Raw genomic sequence first — 16,802 nt, 5'->3', positions numbered from 1 at the left:
CTCTAAGCCGCCCACTCGGCGAGCCGCGCCTGCGCGTCCCGCGTCTGCGCCATGAGCCGCTCGCGCTCCTCGGCCAGCAGGATCCGGTCGACGGCCAGGCCGTGCACCAGCCTGTCCCCGAGGCGGATCTCGGCGCCGACGCAGCCGTTCAGGGTGGCCGCGTCGGCGACCGGCCGCACCTGGTCCGCCTCGACCCGCACGACGTCCGCGACGCGGTCGACGAGCAGGGCGAGCGGCGCCTCGCCGTGGAGCAGGACGAGGTGGCGGTAGAGCGCCGCCTGCGCCGTGACCGGCCGGCCGAGGCCGAACAGGACCGCGAGGTCGAGGACCGGCACGGCGCTGCCGGCGAGGTTGAGGAAGCCCGCGAGCGCGCCGGGCGCCCCCGGCGGGCGCCACAGGCGGGGCAGGGGCAGGATCTCCCGCACCGCCCGGCGCGGCAGGGCGCAGTCGGTTCCGGCGATCGCGACCAAGAGGTAGGCCGTCCCGGTCGTCATCCCGTTCCATCCCCGCGGGCCCCGCTGCCCGCGCGTGAGATAGGGGAGGCGGGGGAAGTTTCCAAACCGCCCTGTCGGCGTGGGCCGGAGGTGCTATGAGGCGCCGCCCGGCGCGAGAGGAGCGGACCCGTCGATGATCGAGATCCGGCATGTCGGCCATGCCTTCGGGGAGCGCACGGTCCTGCGCGACCTCACCCTCGACCTCGCGGAGCGGCGGATCGCGGTGGTGGGCGGCAACGGCAGCGGCAAGAGCACCTTCGCGCGCCTGCTCAACGGCCTGCTCGTGCCGAGCCGCGGCACGGTGCGCGTCGACGGGCTCGACACCCGCCGCGACGGCAAGGCGGTGCGCCGCAAGGTCGGCTTCGTGTTCCAGAACCCCGACAACCAGATCGTGCTGCCGGTGGTCTCGGAAGACCTCGCCTTCGGGCTCAGGAACCTTGGGCTGCCCAAGGACGAGATCGCCCGGCGCACCGACGAGGCCCTGCGCCGCTACGACCTGCACGACCTCAGCGACCACCCGGCCCACCTGCTCAGCGGCGGGCAGAAGCAGCTGCTCGCCATCGCCGGCGTGCTCGCGATGGCGCCCGACGTGATCGTGTTCGACGAGCCGACCACCTTGCTCGACCTGCGCAACAAGCGCCGGATCGCGCAGGCCATCGACGGGCTCTCCCAGCGCGCGGTCGTGGTCTCGCACGACCTCGCCTTCCTGGAGCATTTCGACCGGGTGCTGGTGTTCGAGGACGGCCGCGTCGTCGTCGACGACGTGCCCTCCGTGGCGCTCCCGGCCTACGTCGCGATGATGTCGTGACCCCCTACGTCCCGGGCGCGAGCCCGATCCACCGCTGCCCGGCGGGGGCGAAGATTTTCGCGATGATCGGGGCCGGCACCATCCTGTTCGCGCTGCCGCGGCTCGACCTCGCGCTCGCGGCGCTCGCTCTCACGGGCCTGCTCTACCGGCTCGCCGGCATCCCGGGTGCCCTGGTGCTCGCGCAGCTGCGGCCGCTCGCCTGGATCCTCGCGCTGCTGGTCGTGGTCCAGCTCGCCCTCGACGGCTGGCAGGCCGGCCTGCTGGTCGCCGCCCGCCTCGCGAGCCTCGTGCTGCTCGCCGGCCTCGTGACGCTCACCACCCGCAGCGCCGACACGATCGAGGCGCTGCAACGGGGGCTTGCCTGGCTCAAGCCCGTGGGCGTCAATCCCGCCAAGGCCGGCCTCGCCATCGCGCTGACCTTGCGCTTCATCCCGGTGCTCGCCGCCATCACCGCCGAGGTGCGCGAGGCGCAGCGGGCGCGAGGGCTCGAGCGCAGCCTGGTGGCGCTGACGGTGCCGGTCGTCGTGCGGATGCTCAAGATGAGCGACGACATCGCGGCGGCGATCGATGCCCGGTCCTACGATCCGGACCGGGCCGGCAACTGACACTCCTCTCGATGCAAGGACCCCCATGTCGACCCGGGACATCGTCTTCGTCGCGCTGTTTGCCGCCCTCACCGCCGCCCTCGGCCTGTTCCCGCCCGTGACCCTGCCGGTCATCGGCGTGCCGATCACCGCGCAATCGATGGGGGTGATGCTCGCCGGCGCCATCGCCGGGCCTAAGCGCGGCGGCGCAGCCCTGGCCCTCTTCGTCCTCCTCGTCTGCGCCGGGTTGCCGCTGATGGCCGGCGGGCGCGGCGGGCTCGGCATCGTCATGGGGCCGGGCGGCGGCTTCGTGCTGATGTGGCCGGTCGCGGCCTTCGTCATCGGGTTCCTGGTCGAGCGCAGCCTCAAGACCCTCACCGTCTGGAAGGAGGCGCTGATCCTGGTGCTGGGCGGCGTGGTGCTCACCTACGCGGTCGGCATCCCGTGGATCGCCGCGGTCGCCCGGATCGATCTCGCCAAGGCGGCGGTCGGCTCGGCCTGGTTCCTGCCGGGCGACGCCGCGAAGGTCGTGCTGGCCGTATTGATCGCCCGCGCCGTGCGGCGCGCCTATCCGACGCTTCCATCACGCTGACAGTCCGATCGCTGACGCGCGGCCCGAAATCGGTTGACCCTGCCGGGCCAGCGGCGTAGGGTCCGCGCCATTCTCTCAAGGGCAGGCTTACCCACAGCATGCGTACGGTCCTTATTGTAGCGGAGGCGCCACCGACGGGGCGAGCTTGACAGCTCGGCATCCCAAGGGTGGCGCATGCAAGGGTCCTTCGGGGCCCTTTTTTGTTGCGTAAAACGGACCCGAGAGCGCGGACGAGACCCAAGGAACGGAGCGCGGCGATGAGTGCGGGCGAGGTCATGACGGGCGCCGAGATGGTGATCCGGGCGTTTCAGGATCAGGGCGTCGACACCCTGTTCGGCTATCCGGGCGGCGCGGTGCTGCCGATCTACGACGCGCTCTTCCACCAGGAGACGGTGAAGCACATCCTGGTCCGGCACGAGCAGGGCGCGGTGCACGCCGCCGAGGGCTATGCCCGCTCGTCGGGCAAGGTCGGCTGCGTGCTCGTCACCTCGGGGCCGGGCGCCACCAACATCGTCACGGGTCTCACCGACGCGCTGCTCGATTCGATCCCGCTCGTCTGCATCACCGGCCAGGTGCCGACGCACCTGATCGGCTCCGACGCGTTCCAGGAATGCGACACCGTCGGCATCACCCGCAGCTGTACCAAGCACAATTACCTCGTCAAATCGATCGAGGACCTGCCCCGGATCCTGCACGAGGCGTTCTACGTCGCCTCGCACGGCCGGCCCGGCCCGGTGGTCGTCGACCTGCCGAAGGACATACAGTTCGCCAGCGGCGTCTACCGCCGCCCGGTCGACAACAGCCACAAGACCTACAACCCGCAGACGCAGGGCGATCCCGAAAAGATCCGCGCCGCGGTGGCGCTGATGGCGGGCGCGCGCCGTCCGGTCTTCTATACCGGCGGCGGCGTCATCAACTCGGGGCCGGAGGCCTCGCAGCTGCTGCGCGAGCTCGCCCGCGCCACCGGCTTCCCGGTCACCTCGACGCTGATGGGTCTGGGCGCCTTTCCGGGCTCCGACCCGCAGTTCCTCGGCATGCTCGGCATGCACGGGACCTACGAGGCGAACCTCGCGATGCACGAATGCGACGTCATGGTCTGCATCGGCGCGCGCTTCGACGACCGCATCACCGGCCGCCTCGACGCCTTCTCGCCGTTCTCCAAGAAGATCCACGTCGACATCGACGCCTCCTCGATCAACAAGACCGTCAAGGCCGATATCGGCATCGTCGGCGATTGCGGCTCGGTGCTCGCCGACATGCTGCGCGAGTGGCGCCAGCTGACACCGGAGCCCGACAAGGGCCGCCTGACCGAATGGCTGTCGAAGATCCGCGGCTGGAAGGCGCGCGAATGCCTCGGCTACTGGCCGTCGGGCACCACCATCAAGCCGCAATACGCGGTCCAGCGCCTCTACGAGGCGACCAAGGGGCGCGAGACCTACGTCACCACGGAGGTCGGCCAGCACCAGATGTGGGCCGCCCAGTACTACAAGTTCGACGAGCCGAACCGCTGGATGACCTCCGGGGGATTGGGCACGATGGGCTACGGCCTGCCGGCGGCGATCGGCGCCCAGCTCGCGCATCGCGGCGCGCTGGTGATCGACATCGCCGGCGAGGCCTCGATCCAGATGAACATCCAGGAGATGTCGACCGCCGTGCAGTACCGCCTGCCGGTCAAGATCTTCATCCTGAACAACGAGTACATGGGCATGGTGCGCCAGTGGCAGCAGCTGCTGCACGGCTCGCGCTACTCCGAGAGCTATTCGGAGAGCCTGCCCGACTTCGTGAAGCTCGCCGAGGCCTACGGCGCCAAGGGCATCCGCTGCTCCGATCCCGGCAGCCTCGATGCGGCGATCGCCGAGATGCTGGACTATGACGGCCCGGTGATCTTCGACTGCATCGTCGACAAGACCGAGAACTGCTTCCCGATGATCCCGTCGGGCAAGGCGCACAACGAGATGCTGCTCTCGGACTACCTCGGCGAGACCGGGGCGGACCTGGGCGACGTGATCTCCGACGAAGGCAAGATGCTGGTCTGACCGGGCGAGGGTTTGAGGACGATGAACGCCATGAACACCCACTACCCCGATCCGGTCCGCGTCGAGCCGGTGAACCGCCACACGTTGGCGGTCATCGTCGACAACGAGCCCGGCGTGCTCGCCCGCATCGCCGGGCTGTTCTCCGGCCGCGGCTACAACATCGAGAGCCTGACCGTCTCGGAGACCGAGCACGCCCGGCACATCTCGCGCATCACCATCGTGACCACGGGCACCAACGCGGTGATCGACCAGATCAAGGCGCAGCTCGACCGCCTGGTGCCGGTGCACCGGGTGGTCGACCTGACGCTCCAGGGCGATTCACTGGAGCGCGAGCTGGCGCTGATCAAGGTGGCCGGCAAGGGCGAGCACCGGGTCGAGGCGATGCGGCTTGCCGCCGCCTTCGGCGCCCGCACGGTCGACGCGACCCTGACCTCGTTCGTGTTCGAGCTCACCGGCACGACCGACGAGATCGACCGCTTCGTCAAGCTGATGGCGTCGGTGGGTCTGGTCGAGGTGTCCCGCACCGGCGTCGCCGCGATGGGGCGCGGACCGGAGGCGATGTAGGGCTCTTAGCTACTCGGCGGGCGGGGTGTCGGTGCGCCCCGTCTGGCCGTACTTCTTCTCGAAGCGGTAGACGGCGTACCAAGCACATGTAATGCCCGTCACCGAGACGAACAGGGAAAAGCCGAGCATCGCGAGAGTGGCGTCCCAGGGCATCGTCACTCCTCCCGGCGCAGAAGTCGGATCACCGCTTGACCGGCACGATGTAAGGCGAGAGAGGCTGCGAACCAAGAGACATGCGACAGCCTCACGGCCGCATCCGGGTTGCTGACCAGCGGTACGATGATAGCCGCGCCGGCGATGGCGATCGCCATGGCGTTGATGTAGGCCGCAAGCAGCTTGAGGTGCTCGTTCAGGCGCTTCGCCGTGTGCTTGCGGCGTGCAGCGACCTCCGCTGTATCGGGCGTTGCCTCGGTCACACGGTTTGCCTCATCGCTTCGTGACCCTGCGTAAACGACCGTTCCTCTGCCGTCGATACCTGTCCCTGCGCACAAAAATGCCTCCCCCGAGACGGGGGAGGCGAGCCATGCTTCGATTGTTCAGCGTGGGCGAATCGGCGTTGATTTCAGAACCGGGGCCGGCTCAATCGCGAGCCCCGGCGACTGGATCCTGCCGGCCTCAGCGCGCGCCCTTGCCGTCGCCGTCGCGCATCGCGCCGGTCGGCTCCTGCACGTGGGCCTCGAGGAACCACAGCTGCTTGTCGACGGCGCGGGAGACCTCGGTGAACAGGTCGGCGGTGTCCGGATCGCCGGCCTCGTCGGTCTGGTCGATGTTCTCGCGCACCGCGTTGGCGTAGGCGGCGTAGCGGTCGATCAGGGCCGAGAGGTGGTCGGCGATGGCGTAGATGTCGGTGGGATAGGGCGACAGCTTCGAGGAGGCCGAGACCACCGTGGCGGTGCCGAGCGCCGTGCCGCCGAGCTGCACGGCCCGCTCCGCGACCTTGTCGTTGAGGTCGTCGATCTCGGTGCGGAAGCCGTCGAGCATCTCGTGGATGCCGATGAATTGCGGGCCCTTCAGGTTCCAGTGCGCCTGCTTGATGTTGAGCGCGAGGTCGATGCCGTCGGCGAGCCGCGCATTCAGGGTCTCGATCGAGACGCGCTTGGCGTTCGAGTCTGTGTTGTTGCGGGTGCGGTGCTGGCGCGGCTGGCCGGCCTTGCCCTGGGAATCCGTCATGTCGGTCAACTCCGTGGATTTGCCGCAACAACGAGGCCGGGCGGCGGCCGTTCCGATGGGGCGGCGGGGTTTTGATCGTCATCCCCGGCCGTCTGGCCGGAGACGGGGACCGTCTCGTCCGCTGACGAAGAGGCTAGGGCGGAGTACCCGGACGGACACCCCGCCGGCCGAGAACCTGCCCTTCCGTCAGAGCATCGGCTGGCCGCCGGTGACCGGCACCAGGGCGCCGGTCATGTAGCTGCCCTCGCGCGAGGCGAGCAGCACGTAGGCGGGCGCCAGCTCCGCCGGCTGGCCGGCGCGGCCGAGCGGCGTGTCGGAGCCCAGCTTCTCGATCTGCTCAGGGCTCTTGACGATCGGCTGGATCGGCGTCCAGACCGGCCCGGGGGCGACGCAGTTCACCCGGATGCCCTTCGGGGCGAGCAGGTTCGACAGCCCGACCGTGAGCGTGCTGATCGCCCCCTTGGTGGCGGCGTAGACCAGCATGCTGGCATCCGCGACCTTGGCCTGCTGGCTCGTCGAGTTCACGATCGCCGAGCCCGGGCGCATGTGCGGCACCGCGGCCTGCGCCAGGTAGATCATCGCGAAGACGTTGGCGCGGAACGACCCCTCGACGTCGTGGGCGGTGACGTCGTCGAGCCCTTCGTTCACCACCTGCGCGGCGGCGTTGTTGACGAGCACGTCGATGCGGCCGAACTCGGCCACGGTCTTGTCCACGATCGCGCGGCAATGCGCCTCGTCGCGCAGGTCGCCCGGCAGCAGCAGGCAGCGCCGGCCGGCCTTCTCGACCCAGGCCTTCGTGCCTTGCGCGTCGTCCTCCTCGGACTCGAGGTAGGAGATCGCCAGGTCCGCCCCCTCGCGGGCATAGGCGATGGCGACCGCCCGGCCGATGCCGGAATCGCCGCCGGTCACGATCGCGACCTTGTCGGTGAGCAGGCCCTTGCCGACGTAACTTTTCTCACCGTGGTCGGGCGGGGGATCCATCGGGCCGGTGAGGCCGGGGCGCGGCTGCTGCTGCGCGCCGGGGAAGGGCGGCCGGGGATAGGCTTCGCGGGGATCGTCGCTCATCGAGTGCCCTTCAGGAACGCGCCGGCGGTGCGCAGGGACAACGCCATGATGGTCAAGGCCGGGTTCGCCGCGAGCGAGCTCGGGAAGACCGACCCGTCGCAGATCCACAGGTTCTCGACCTCGTGGCTCCGCCCGAAGGCATCGACGACGGACGCGTCCGGGTTCCGTCCCATCCGGCAGGTGCCGAGCGTGTGGGCGACGCGCTCCAGCACCCAGACGTCGCTGGCACCCGCCGCCTCCCAGATCTCGCGCATGAGCTTGGTAGCGTGGACGTTGAGCCTGTCCTCGTTCGAGCCGTAGCCGAAGCTGACATGCGCCTTGCGCATCCCGAGCGCGTCGGTCTCGTCCGACAGGGTCAGGACGTTCGCGTCGCAGGGCAGCGTCTCGCCGTTGATGCCGATGCCGGCGACGCGGTTGTACTGCTTGAGGTAGTCGGTCAGCGCCTTGCCCCACAGGCCGCGGCCGCGGGCGACGGAATTGGCCCAGGTCAGCGGCTCGACGCCGAGGCTCTGCACCAGGTAGCCGCCGGCGAAGTCGGCGCCCTTCGGCCGCGTGTAATCCTCGGTGATGAGCGAGGACGGGTAGCCGCGGTTCATCCCGACCTCGTCGGCGAAGGTGCCCCAGACCTGCGTGGCGACGTGGCCGATGTAGTTGCGCCCGACCTGGCCGCTGCCGGTGGCAAGGTCGAGGTGGAGCAGAAGCCGCGGCGTCTCTACGGCGCCGGCGCACAGGATCAGGTGGGCGCAACGCTGGCGGTGATCGCGCCCGCCCTGGCGGTAGAGCACCGCCGTGATCCGTCCGGCCTTGTCGCGCTCGACCCCATGCATGCGGGCCTCGGCCCGGATCTCCGCCCCCTTGGCCACCGCCAGCGGCAGGTAGGTCACGTCCATGCTGGCCTTGGCGCGGGTGCGGCAGCCCTGGTGGCAGTAGCCGCAATTGATGCAGGCCTTGCGCTCCGGCACGGCGGGATCAATCGTGAAGTCGCGCGAGACCACCGCCGCCGGCGCGTCGGTCGCCGCGATGCCGAGACTGTCGCAGGCCTTGGCCATCAGCTGCGCCGGGCCGTTGCGCAGGACCGGCGGCAGGGGAAAGCGGCGGGCCTCGTCCCACGGATAGGGCGTCGGGCCCGAGGTGCCGATGAACCGCTCGACGCGGTCGTAGAACGGCACCAGCTCGGCGTGCTCGATCGGCCAGTCGCAGCCCTCGCCGGTCTCGGTGTTCAGGCGGAAGTCGCGCGGGTCGGCCCGGGGCACGAAGGCGCCCCAATGCAGGGTCGAGCCGCCGATGCCGGTGCCGCTGTTGTTGGCGCCGAACGCCTCCGGGGTCGAGCCGCCGCTCAGGCGCTCCTCGGTCCAGTAGATCTCGTCGGCGAGCGTCTCGTCGAAGCCGTAAGCAGCCGGATCGAAGTTCGGCCCGGCTTCCAGCGCCACGACCTTGAGGCCGGCGCCGGCGAGCTCGGCGAGGAGCGGCGCGCCCCCCGCGCCGGTCCCGACCACCACGACGTCGACGACCTCGTCGGTGCCGTAGCGCTTCTGCCCCGAGAGGTTCATCGGGCGTCTCCAGTGGTCTCGAGGATCGGGGCTTCCCAGGGCTCTCGCGCGTTCAGGCCGGTCAGGCGGTAGCCCGGCAGGGCGTCGGCGTCGTCGCCGCCCGCCCCGATCCCGGTGAAGCCGATCGCCGCGAGGCCGGCGGGATGGGCGAGGAAGGTGCGCACCGCCTCGCCCCGCAGCTCCTCGAACCAGCAGGTCATCAGTTCGGGGTCGATGCCGCCGGGGGTCGACGGCAGGCGGCCCGAGGCGGCGCGGTCGAGGAGCGCATCCTGGTCCGCGCCGTCGAGATCCGCGAAGGAACGCCCGTGCGCTGCACGGGCGGCGGCGTCGAGGGTGCGCAGCGCCCTCGCATAGGCTTGCGGGTCCGGCGGCAGGGCGGCGTAGCGCCAGCCGTCCCCGGCGCCGCTGGCGAGCCGCGCGTCGATGCGGCGGGCGAGATCGATCCGGCCGGCGCCGTCCTGCGGCAGCACCCGGTCGAGGCAGGCGGTCAGCGTCGCGCGTGCCTCGGGGCTGAGGCAGAAGGGGCCATCCGGCTCGCGCATCCGCTCGCGCAAGGTCGCGCGCAGGCGGGAATTGACCCGGTCGGAGGCCATCAGCGCCGCGAAGGCCGGCGGCAGCTCCGGGGTCTCGGCGGCGTGCGGCGGCGCCGCGAGGAAGTCGCGGATCAGCGCCGCCAGGACCTGCGGGCGCTCCAGCGGCAGAAGGTGGCCGGCGCCGAGGGCGACCTCGTGGCGGTGGCGGGCGAGGTGGGGCAGGGTCAGCGCGGCCTGCGCCTCCGGCCCCAGATCCCCGTCCTCCGCCCCGCTCACCACGAGCGCCGGTGTGGAGAGGGTTCCGATGCGCCCGCGCCAATCCTCGTTGGCGCCGCCGGTGAGCCAGGCCTTCCAGGCCTGCGGATTGGCCCGCAGCACGTCCTCGACGGTCCGGGCGTGATCGTCGGGCTCCAGCGGCGCGCCGACATTGGCCGCGACGAAGGCCTCGGCCTCCCGCCGCCTCGTCTGCGGGTCGGCATCGATCCAGGCGACCATCGCCCGGCGGCGCTCCTCGGCCATCGGCTCCGGCGCGGGCGGGGAGCCTGCGAGCAGCACGAGGCCGGCGAGGCCGTGCAGGCCCTCGTCGCCGTCCTCACGGCGCCGCGCCAGCGCCAGGGCAACCTTCGCCCCCATGCTGTTGCCGGCGAGCAGCCAGGGCCCGGGCGGGGCCTCGGCCCGGATCCGGGCCGCGCCGTGGTCGGCCCTGGCGGCGACGGCGCCGCCCGGCCGATGGGCTTCGTCGCCGAAGCCCGGCAGGTCGATGGCGACGCATCGCGCCGCGGGCCCGAGATGCTCGGCGATGGGCTGCCACTCGCGGGCGCTGCCCCCGAGGAAGTGCAGGCAGAAGAGGACGGGGTGGTCAATCATGCCGGCGAGATCGCGCGGCGCTGCGCTGCGTCAACGGCGGCGCGCCCGCGGCGCCTTGCAGCACCCCGGAAAGATGTGTCGAGTGGTTGACGCATCGGAGCGGCCGGCGAACGGCCCGTCAGACAGTCTCGTGGCAGCCATGGCCGCCGCCAGGGCTCGCCTCGACGGACAATCATCAGGCCGAGACATTCATGATATCTTGCCCCGGCGTGCCGCCTCTCGCCGAGATTTGGCAGCATTCGCGACGGTGCCGGCGAATTTGACCTATGTTAAATTTTTTCAAAGATGAAGTACTGGCTGCGGCCATATAGTGGGTGGCAGCGGAGAGAGCTTCGCCGTTGACCGGAAGAACTCGCCGCGTCTGCGAGAGCCGGCCCCGGGTCTTGGCCCAGTAGCCCGATCGACTCGACGCTTCGACGACCCCGAAGAACGGGAGACGCCGCGCGGCAGGGTGTGCCGCGCGGCGCTCGCAGGCGATCGGCCGCGGCCCGCTAGAGGCGGCCGCGGCGCGTCGCGCTTAGAGCACGTCACGATCGCGTGGCAATCGAGAATCTCTCTAAGTCCTTGTTTTAACTCACTTTATTCGACAAAGCGGCATCCGCTTCGTCGGAAAATGCTCTAGTTCTTGGCCTTGTCGACCAGGGCCTTCTCCTTGATCCACGGCATCATGCCGCGGAGGCGCTCGCCGACCTCCTCGATCGGGTGGGCGGCGTTGCGGGCGCGGGTCGCCTTGAACGAGGTCTGGTTGACCTTGTTCTCGAGCATCCAGTTGCGGGTGAAGGTGCCGTTCTGGATGTCGGTGAGCACCCGCTTCATCTCGGCCTTGGTCTCGGGCGTGATGATGCGCGGGCCGGTCACGTACTCGCCGTACTCGGCGGTGTTCGAGATCGAGTAGTTCATGTTGGCGATGCCGCCCTCGTAGATGAGGTCGACGATCAGCTTCACCTCGTGGAGGCACTCGAAATAGGCCATCTCGGGGGCGTAGCCGCCCTCGACCAGGGTCTCGAAGCCGGCCTTGATCAGCTCGACGAGGCCGCCGCAGAGCACGACCTGCTCACCGAACAGGTCGGTCTCGCACTCTTCCTTGAAGGTGGTCTCGATGATGCCGGCGCGGCCGCCGCCATTGGCCGAGGCGTAGGACAGGCCGAGGTCGTGGGCGTTGCCCGAGGCGTCCTGGGCGATGGCGATCAGGGTCGGCACGCCGCCGCCGCGCAGGTACTCCGAGCGCACGGTGTGGCCCGGGCCCTTCGGGGCGACCATCAGCACGTCGAGGTCGGCGCGCGGCTCGATCAGGTTGAAGTGGACGTTGAGGCCGTGGGCGAACAGCAGCGCGGCGCCCTGCTTCATGTTGGCCTGGAGCGAGTCGCGGTAGATCTCGCCCTGCAGCTCGTCGGGGGTCAGCATCATGACGACGTCCGCCTGCTTGGCGGCGTCGGCGACCTCCATCACCTTGAAGCCCTCGGCCTCGGCCTTCTTGGCGCTGGCCGAGCCCTTGCGGAGCGCGATCACCACGTCCTTGACGCCCGAGTCGCGCAGGTTGAGCGCGTGGGCGTGGCCCTGGCTGCCGTAGCCGACGATGACGACCTTCTTGCCCTTGATCAGATTGATGTCGGCATCACGATCGTAATAGACCCGCATGGCGGCTCCCCCTTGTGCAGATGGCGAGAAACTCGAACGCTCCGGCGCTGGAGCGGCCGTGCGACGGGCGGCTTGTAGCGGCGTGATTCGCGTCAGGGAATAGGCGATGCGCGCGGAACCGCACATGGCTGCTCGGCTTGTTGCGCGGATGGCGGTGATCGAGGCGCGCCGAGAGGATCCACATGACGCAAGGGGCGAGCCCGGCCGGACTTGTCGAATTCTGGCGCGAGGCCGGGATCGACCGCTGGTTCACCGCCGATCCGGGGTTCGACGCCGCCTGCCGGGATTACCTGCCGCTGCACGAGGCGGCGGCGCGCGGCGACCTCGCGGTGTGGGAGGAGACGCCGGAGGGCGCGCTCGCCCTGGTGCTGCTCCTCGACCAGATCCCCCGCAACCTGTTTCGCGGCACGCCCCGGGCCTTCGCGACCGACGCGCTCGCGCTGGCGGCGGCCGAACGCGCGCTCGCCCGCGGCCACGACCGGGCGATCGCGCCGCAACTGCGCATCTTCCTCTACATGCCGCTGACCCACGCCGAGGATCCGGCCCTCCAGGAGCGCAGCGTCGCGCTCTTCACCGCGCTCGGCCTGCCGGTGCACCTCGAGGCCGCGGTCGAGCACCGCGACCTGATCCGCCGCTTCGGCCGCTTTCCCCACCGCAACGCGGTACTCGGCCGCCCCGAGACGGCGGCCGAGCGGGAGTACCTCGCGGGCGAGGACGCGTTCCGGGGCTGATCTATGCCGGCAGCGGCAGCCCCTCGCGGGCGAAGGCCCGCTGCACCGCCGGGCGCTCGGCCATGCGGCGGGCATGGTCGGTCCAGTAGGGGAACTGGCGGGCCATGTCGTAGCCGAGCACCTGGCCGCGGCCCCAGTGCCAGAACACCAGGAGGTAGGGGTCGGCGACGCTGTAATGCTCGCCGGCCGCCCAGCCGCCGCGCGACAGCCCGACCTCGATCATCGTCCAGAGATCGGCGCAGGTCTCGTGGCCCTTCGCCTTCACGTCCTCGATCGCCGCCTCGTCGGTGGCGTAGCGCTCGGCCCGGCGGATATGGGCGTAGGCCGGGTGGATGGTGGAGGAGAACCAGGCCAGCCACTCGGCGCACCGCCCCTCCTCGCGCGGGTCCTCGGGCCAGAGCCCGGCGTCGGGATGCCGCCGCGCGATGTAGCGCAGGATCGCCGGGTTCTCGGTCAGCACCCACTCGCCCTCGGCGAGCGCCGGCACCCGGCCCTTCTGGTTGATCGCGAGGTAGCGGCCGCCGCGCTGCTCGGCGGTGGCGAAATCGACCTTCACCGCCTCGAACGGCGCACCGGTCTCCTCCAGGGCGATGTGGGGCGCGAGCGAGCAGGCGCCCGGCGAGTAGTAGAGCGTGAGGGTTTCGGACAAGGAGGCCTCCCGGCGCGGGCCGCGCCCGGCGTTGCGGGGCGGCGCTCCTCGTCCCATACGCCAAGCCGGGTCCGGGCGGTACCGCGCGGGCGCGGATCCCCGGCCGGAAACCGGTCAGGCGGAGACCTGCGGGCGGGCCGCCATGCCGGCCGACGGGCGGGTGCGGCGCACCACCAGCCACACCAGGGCGCAGAGCACGATCGCGCCCTGCACGCTCAAGGCTTCCCAGCTGCCGTTGAAGCCCAGCGCCGTGACGAGGTCCGGCACGCCGTCGTTGTGCACCGGCACGAGCACCTGCTCCTGGAATTCCTGGATCGCCGCGCCGACCATGCGCAGGCCCATCACGAACAGGAAGGCCGAGGTGAGCAGGAAGACCGGCCGCAGCGGCAGCCGCAGCGCCAGCCACTGCATCGCCACGAACACGGCCGCGAGCGCGACCGCCGCGACGGCGAGCCCGCCGAGCAGCGAGGCGTCGAAGCCGCCGGCGGTGCGGGCGAGCGCGTGGAGGAACAGCACCGTCTCGGCGCCCTCGCGGAACACCGCCAGAAAGGCGATGCCGGCGAGCGAGATGAGCGTGCCGGCACCCATCGCCCGCTCGGCCATGCGGTTGATCTCGGCCTTCCAGGCCGCCGGGTCCTGGCGCAGAAAGAGCCAGCCGCTCATCGTGAACATCAGGCCGGCGGCGACCACGATGACGCCGGCCTCGATCAGGTCGTTGTGGTTGCCGTCGAAGAAGGCCTCGAACACCCAGGCCATGCCGAAGCTCGCCAGCACCGCGAGGCCGGCGCCGGCATAGACCGGGCGGATGCGCTCGCCGGCCCCGGCCCGGCGCAGGAACGCCGCGAGCGCCGCCACCACCAGCAGCGCCTCCAGTCCCTCGCGGAACAGGATGGTGAAGGCCTGCACGAAGGTGGATCCGTCGGCCATGGGGTGCTCCTCGCTCAAGCGTCGTCCGGCCGGGCGCCGTCGCGCCCCGTCGGCGCACTCTTAGGCGAGGACGACCCGTCTTTCAAATCCCGTATGTTTGTTTTGTATAATTCTAAACTGACTTATAACAAGTAAAAATTGTTGCATGGCGGCCTCATGCGCTGACAAACAAGGGTGTAAGTTTGACATGATCTAAACGACATGGAATGAATGCTTATCCTGATCGCCGACGCGACGTAGGTTGCGGCCATCCGGCAGCAGCCCTCCTCTTGCGAGTTGCGTCAGGCATGAGCCAGCCTTCCCCCTCCCGTCCGTCGCCCCGGCCGCCCTTCCGGTCGCTGCTCCTCTCCGGCCTGGCGACCGGGCTCGCCGCCGCGCCGGCGCTCGCCCAACAGGAGGTAATCAAGCTCGACGAGATCTCGGTCTCCGCGCCGCAGGCGCCGCGCGGCGTCGGCGCGCCGGCGGATTCCTCGGCCACCAGCGGCGGCGGCGGGGGGCCGAGCGGGGTGCAGGGCTACACCGCCCGGGTGTCGCCCACCGCCACCAAGACCAACACGCCCTTGATCGAGACGCCGCAATCGGTCTCGGTCGTCACCCGCGAGCAGCTCAACGACCGCAACGTCCAGACGCTCAACGAGGCGATCAACTACACGCCGGGCGTCGCTTCGAACGTGTTCGGCTACGACCCGCGCTTCGACGCGTTCTACATCCGCGGCTTCAGCGTCACCAATATCGGCATCTACCGCGACGGTCTGCGCCAGCCCTCCTCGCCGTTCGCCATCCCGCGTGTCGAGCCCTACGGCCTCGACGCGATCACCATCCTGCGCGGGCCGGCGGGCGGGCTCTACGGCCTCGGCTCGCCCGGCGGCATCGTCGACCTGACCTCGAAGCGCCCGACCGCCGTGCCGTTCGGCGAGGTCTGGCTCCAGGGCGGCAGCTATGACCGCGCGCAGGGCAATTTCGATCTCGGCGGTCCGGTCGAGGGCAGCGACGGCCAGCTCCTCTACCGGCTGACGGGCCTCGTGCGGCAGGGCGGCACCTTCCTGCCCGGCAGCATCGACGACCGGGCGATGATCGCCCCGGCGCTGACCTGGCGGCCGTCAGCGGATACCAGCGTCACGCTGCTCGCCGAGTACCTGAACAACACGGTGCCGGGAAACACCTCGTTCTACTCGAACTACGCCGATCCGCGCTTCCAGAAGAGCCGGATCTTCTCCGGCGATCCGGCGTTCCAGAACTTCAATGCCGGGCAGGGCCGGATCGGCTACGCCTTCGAGCACAAGATCACGCCCGACATCGTCGTCCGGCAGAATTTCCGCTATTCCCACGTCGATGCCGACCTGCGCTACACGCAGATCGATTCCCTGAGCGACGACCTCACCCGGGCCACGCGCAGCACCGGGCGGATCACCAACGTCCTCGACACCATCTCCCTCGACAACCAGATCGAGATCCGCGGCGCCACCGGCGCGATCCGGCACGATCTCGTCGCCGGCCTCGACTACACCACCTCCAGCTACAGCCAGCGCATGGGCTTCGGCGCGGCGCCGGACCTGCAGATCGGCGGCCTGGTGCGGCCGAATTACGGGGCGCAAGTCATCGCCGCGCCGGTGCTCGGCACCGCCACGCGGCTGACGCAGTCGCAGCTCGGCACCTACGTGCAGGACCAGGCGAAAGTCGGCCGCTTCATCCTGACGCTCACCGGCCGGCACGACAGCGTCGCGACCTCAAACGAGACCGCCGGCGATCCGACGCGCCGCACCGCGACCTCCGACCGAGCGTTCAGCGGCCGCGTCGGCCTCAACTACCTGCTCACCGACGAGCTGGTGCCGTATGTCAGCTACGCCACCACCTTCGCGCCCCAGCTCGGCCTCGACCGGCTCGGGCAGGCGTTCCAGCCGACGACGGGCAACCAGCTCGAGGGCGGCGTGAAGTTCAACGTGCCGGGCACCAGCGTCTTCCTCAACATGGCGGTGTTCGACATCACCCAGACCAACGTCCTGGTGCCGGACCCGGTCAACCCGATCCTCTACACCGCGGCGGTCGGCGAGGTGAATTCCCGCGGCGCCGAGCTCGAGGCGACGGCCAATCTCGGCCCCGGCATCAACGTGACCGCCGCCTACAGCCACGTCGACATCCGCACCACCAAGAATCCCGGCAGCCCGGAGACGGTCGGCCTCCCGCTCTCGGGCATCCCCGGCAACACGTTCCGGCTGTTTGCCACCTACGCCTTCCCGACCGCCTCGCCGCTCAGCGGCTTCAGCCTCGGCGGCGGCGTACGCTACGCCGGCACCAGCCCGGCCAACGACGTGATCGGCAGCTTCCGCAACTCCACCGTGACCCTGTTCGACGCGGTGGCGGCCTTCGAGTTCGAGCGCATCGACCCGCGGCTGAAGGGCATGCGGGCGCAGGTCAACGTCTCGAATCTGCTCGACCGCAACTATTTCAACTGCCAGGCCGGTGCCTGCTACCGCGGCCAGCCGCGGCAGATTCTGGGAAGTCTGATCTACCGGTGGTGAGGGTGGTCCTCATACCAATGGCCCAGGATGCTGACGCATCGGACCATTGATCCATCCCAAATTTTCGACACCAAG

The 16,802-nt window shown here is 70.2% G+C and carries 17 protein-coding genes; 7 read left to right on the top strand and 10 right to left on the bottom strand.

Going from position 1 to position 16,802, the window contains the following annotated elements; genetic code table 11:
• Positions 1-2: 2 nt before the first annotated feature.
• Complete coding sequence (locus ACS5PV_RS26920; RefSeq protein ID WP_455398406.1) at positions 3-494, bottom strand: chemotaxis protein CheW; 492 nt, start codon at positions 492-494, stop codon at positions 3-5.
• Positions 495-627: 133 nt separating this feature from the next.
• Here ACS5PV_RS26920 and ACS5PV_RS26915 point away from each other — a divergent pair, with 133 nt between their 5' ends.
• The 5 genes from ACS5PV_RS26915 to ilvN all read left to right on the top strand — a co-directional run bounded on the left by ACS5PV_RS26915 (position 628) and on the right by ilvN (position 5,078).
• Positions 628-1,302 (top strand): energy-coupling factor ABC transporter ATP-binding protein, encoded by a 675-nt coding sequence (locus ACS5PV_RS26915; RefSeq protein WP_455398405.1) that lies wholly within the window; start codon positions 628-630, stop codon positions 1,300-1,302.
• Complete coding sequence (locus tag ACS5PV_RS26910) at positions 1,299-1,907, top strand: energy-coupling factor transporter transmembrane component T family protein (RefSeq protein WP_455398404.1); 609 nt, start codon at positions 1,299-1,301, stop codon at positions 1,905-1,907. Before ACS5PV_RS26915 ends, ACS5PV_RS26910 begins: the two co-directional genes overlap by 4 nt.
• A 25-nt stretch (positions 1,908-1,932) precedes the next feature.
• Positions 1,933-2,478, top strand: coding sequence for a biotin transporter BioY (locus ACS5PV_RS26905; RefSeq protein ID WP_455398403.1), 546 nt, complete (start codon positions 1,933-1,935; stop codon positions 2,476-2,478).
• Between the two features lie 257 nt (positions 2,479-2,735).
• Positions 2,736-4,514: an acetolactate synthase 3 large subunit gene (locus tag ACS5PV_RS26900; protein WP_455398402.1), complete on the top strand. Its 1,779-nt coding sequence runs from the start codon at positions 2,736-2,738 to the stop codon at positions 4,512-4,514.
• Positions 4,515-4,535: 21 nt separating this feature from the next.
• Positions 4,536-5,078 (top strand): acetolactate synthase small subunit, encoded by a 543-nt coding sequence (gene ilvN / locus ACS5PV_RS26895; RefSeq protein ID WP_455398401.1) that lies wholly within the window; start codon positions 4,536-4,538, stop codon positions 5,076-5,078.
• Positions 5,079-5,087: 9 nt separating this feature from the next.
• Here the strand turns inward: ilvN and ACS5PV_RS26890 are convergent, their stop codons facing one another.
• The 7 genes from ACS5PV_RS26890 to ilvC form a co-directional block, all read right to left on the bottom strand.
• Positions 5,088-5,231 carry a hypothetical protein gene (locus tag ACS5PV_RS26890; RefSeq protein WP_455398400.1) on the bottom strand — a complete coding sequence of 48 codons (144 nt, stop codon included), beginning with the start codon at positions 5,229-5,231 and terminating at the stop codon, positions 5,088-5,090.
• Between the two features lie 2 nt (positions 5,232-5,233).
• Positions 5,234-5,494 carry a hypothetical protein gene (locus tag ACS5PV_RS26885; protein ID WP_455398399.1) on the bottom strand — a complete coding sequence of 87 codons (261 nt, stop codon included), beginning with the start codon at positions 5,492-5,494 and terminating at the stop codon, positions 5,234-5,236.
• Positions 5,495-5,693: 199 nt separating this feature from the next.
• The gene (gene dps, locus ACS5PV_RS26880) at positions 5,694-6,248 is read right to left on the bottom strand and encodes a DNA starvation/stationary phase protection protein Dps (RefSeq protein WP_455398398.1); all 555 of its coding nucleotides are present in this window, start codon (positions 6,246-6,248) and stop codon (positions 5,694-5,696) included.
• A 186-nt stretch (positions 6,249-6,434) separates the two neighbouring features.
• Entirely contained in the window at positions 6,435-7,313 is an 879-nt protein-coding gene (locus ACS5PV_RS26875; RefSeq protein WP_455398397.1) for an SDR family oxidoreductase, read from the bottom strand.
• A complete protein-coding gene (locus ACS5PV_RS26870; RefSeq protein ID WP_455398396.1) occupies positions 7,310-8,863 on the bottom strand; it encodes a GMC family oxidoreductase in 1,554 nt (517 codons plus the stop codon). Before ACS5PV_RS26870 ends, ACS5PV_RS26875 begins: the two co-directional genes overlap by 4 nt.
• Complete coding sequence (locus tag ACS5PV_RS26865; protein WP_455398395.1) at positions 8,860-10,263, bottom strand: alpha/beta hydrolase; 1,404 nt, start codon at positions 10,261-10,263, stop codon at positions 8,860-8,862. Before ACS5PV_RS26865 ends, ACS5PV_RS26870 begins: the two co-directional genes overlap by 4 nt.
• A gap of 618 nt (positions 10,264-10,881) precedes the next feature.
• Positions 10,882-11,901 (bottom strand): ketol-acid reductoisomerase, encoded by a 1,020-nt coding sequence (ilvC, locus tag ACS5PV_RS26860; RefSeq protein WP_048451919.1) that lies wholly within the window; start codon positions 11,899-11,901, stop codon positions 10,882-10,884.
• Positions 11,902-12,083: 182 nt separating this feature from the next.
• Between ilvC and ACS5PV_RS26855 the strand changes: the two genes are divergently transcribed.
• Positions 12,084-12,632, top strand: coding sequence for a DUF924 family protein (locus tag ACS5PV_RS26855; RefSeq protein ID WP_455398394.1), 549 nt, complete (start codon positions 12,084-12,086; stop codon positions 12,630-12,632).
• Position 12,633: 1 nt separating this feature from the next.
• On the opposite strand, the gene ACS5PV_RS26850 is transcribed toward ACS5PV_RS26855, so the two are convergent.
• Positions 12,634-13,281, bottom strand: a complete 648-nt coding sequence (locus ACS5PV_RS26850) for a glutathione S-transferase family protein (RefSeq protein WP_455398393.1) — start codon at positions 13,279-13,281, stop codon at positions 12,634-12,636.
• A 114-nt stretch (positions 13,282-13,395) separates the two neighbouring features.
• The gene (locus ACS5PV_RS26845) at positions 13,396-14,208 is read right to left on the bottom strand and encodes an FTR1 family iron permease (protein ID WP_455398392.1); all 813 of its coding nucleotides are present in this window, start codon (positions 14,206-14,208) and stop codon (positions 13,396-13,398) included.
• Between the two features lie 287 nt (positions 14,209-14,495).
• Here ACS5PV_RS26845 and ACS5PV_RS26840 point away from each other — a divergent pair, with 287 nt between their 5' ends.
• The gene (locus tag ACS5PV_RS26840) at positions 14,496-16,727 is read left to right on the top strand and encodes a TonB-dependent siderophore receptor (RefSeq protein WP_455398391.1); all 2,232 of its coding nucleotides are present in this window, start codon (positions 14,496-14,498) and stop codon (positions 16,725-16,727) included.
• The last annotated feature ends 75 nt before the right edge of the window (positions 16,728-16,802 follow it).

This window comes from Methylobacterium sp. Gmos1, assembly GCF_053764715.1.
This window is presented reverse-complemented; position numbering and strand designations above follow the sequence as displayed.

Coding starts and splice junctions, on each gene's coding strand:
- ACS5PV_RS26920 (WP_455398406.1), bottom strand. CDS start 494: ATGACGACCGGGACGGCCTACCTCTTGGTCGCGATCGCCGGAACCGAC.
- ACS5PV_RS26915 (WP_455398405.1), top strand. CDS start 628: ATGATCGAGATCCGGCATGTCGGCCATGCCTTCGGGGAGCGCACGGTC.
- ACS5PV_RS26905 (WP_455398403.1), top strand. CDS start 1,933: ATGTCGACCCGGGACATCGTCTTCGTCGCGCTGTTTGCCGCCCTCACC.
- ACS5PV_RS26900 (WP_455398402.1), top strand. CDS start 2,736: ATGAGTGCGGGCGAGGTCATGACGGGCGCCGAGATGGTGATCCGGGCG.
- ilvN (WP_455398401.1), top strand. CDS start 4,536: ATGAACGCCATGAACACCCACTACCCCGATCCGGTCCGCGTCGAGCCG.
- ACS5PV_RS26890 (WP_455398400.1), bottom strand. CDS start 5,231: ATGCCCTGGGACGCCACTCTCGCGATGCTCGGCTTTTCCCTGTTCGTC.
- dps (WP_455398398.1), bottom strand. CDS start 6,248: ATGACGGATTCCCAGGGCAAGGCCGGCCAGCCGCGCCAGCACCGCACC.
- ACS5PV_RS26875 (WP_455398397.1), bottom strand. CDS start 7,313: ATGAGCGACGATCCCCGCGAAGCCTATCCCCGGCCGCCCTTCCCCGGC.
- ACS5PV_RS26870 (WP_455398396.1), bottom strand. CDS start 8,863: ATGAACCTCTCGGGGCAGAAGCGCTACGGCACCGACGAGGTCGTCGAC.
- ACS5PV_RS26865 (WP_455398395.1), bottom strand. CDS start 10,263: ATGATTGACCACCCCGTCCTCTTCTGCCTGCACTTCCTCGGGGGCAGC.
- ilvC (WP_048451919.1), bottom strand. CDS start 11,901: ATGCGGGTCTATTACGATCGTGATGCCGACATCAATCTGATCAAGGGC.
- ACS5PV_RS26855 (WP_455398394.1), top strand. CDS start 12,084: ATGACGCAAGGGGCGAGCCCGGCCGGACTTGTCGAATTCTGGCGCGAG.
- ACS5PV_RS26845 (WP_455398392.1), bottom strand. CDS start 14,208: ATGGCCGACGGATCCACCTTCGTGCAGGCCTTCACCATCCTGTTCCGC.
- ACS5PV_RS26840 (WP_455398391.1), top strand. CDS start 14,496: ATGAGCCAGCCTTCCCCCTCCCGTCCGTCGCCCCGGCCGCCCTTCCGG.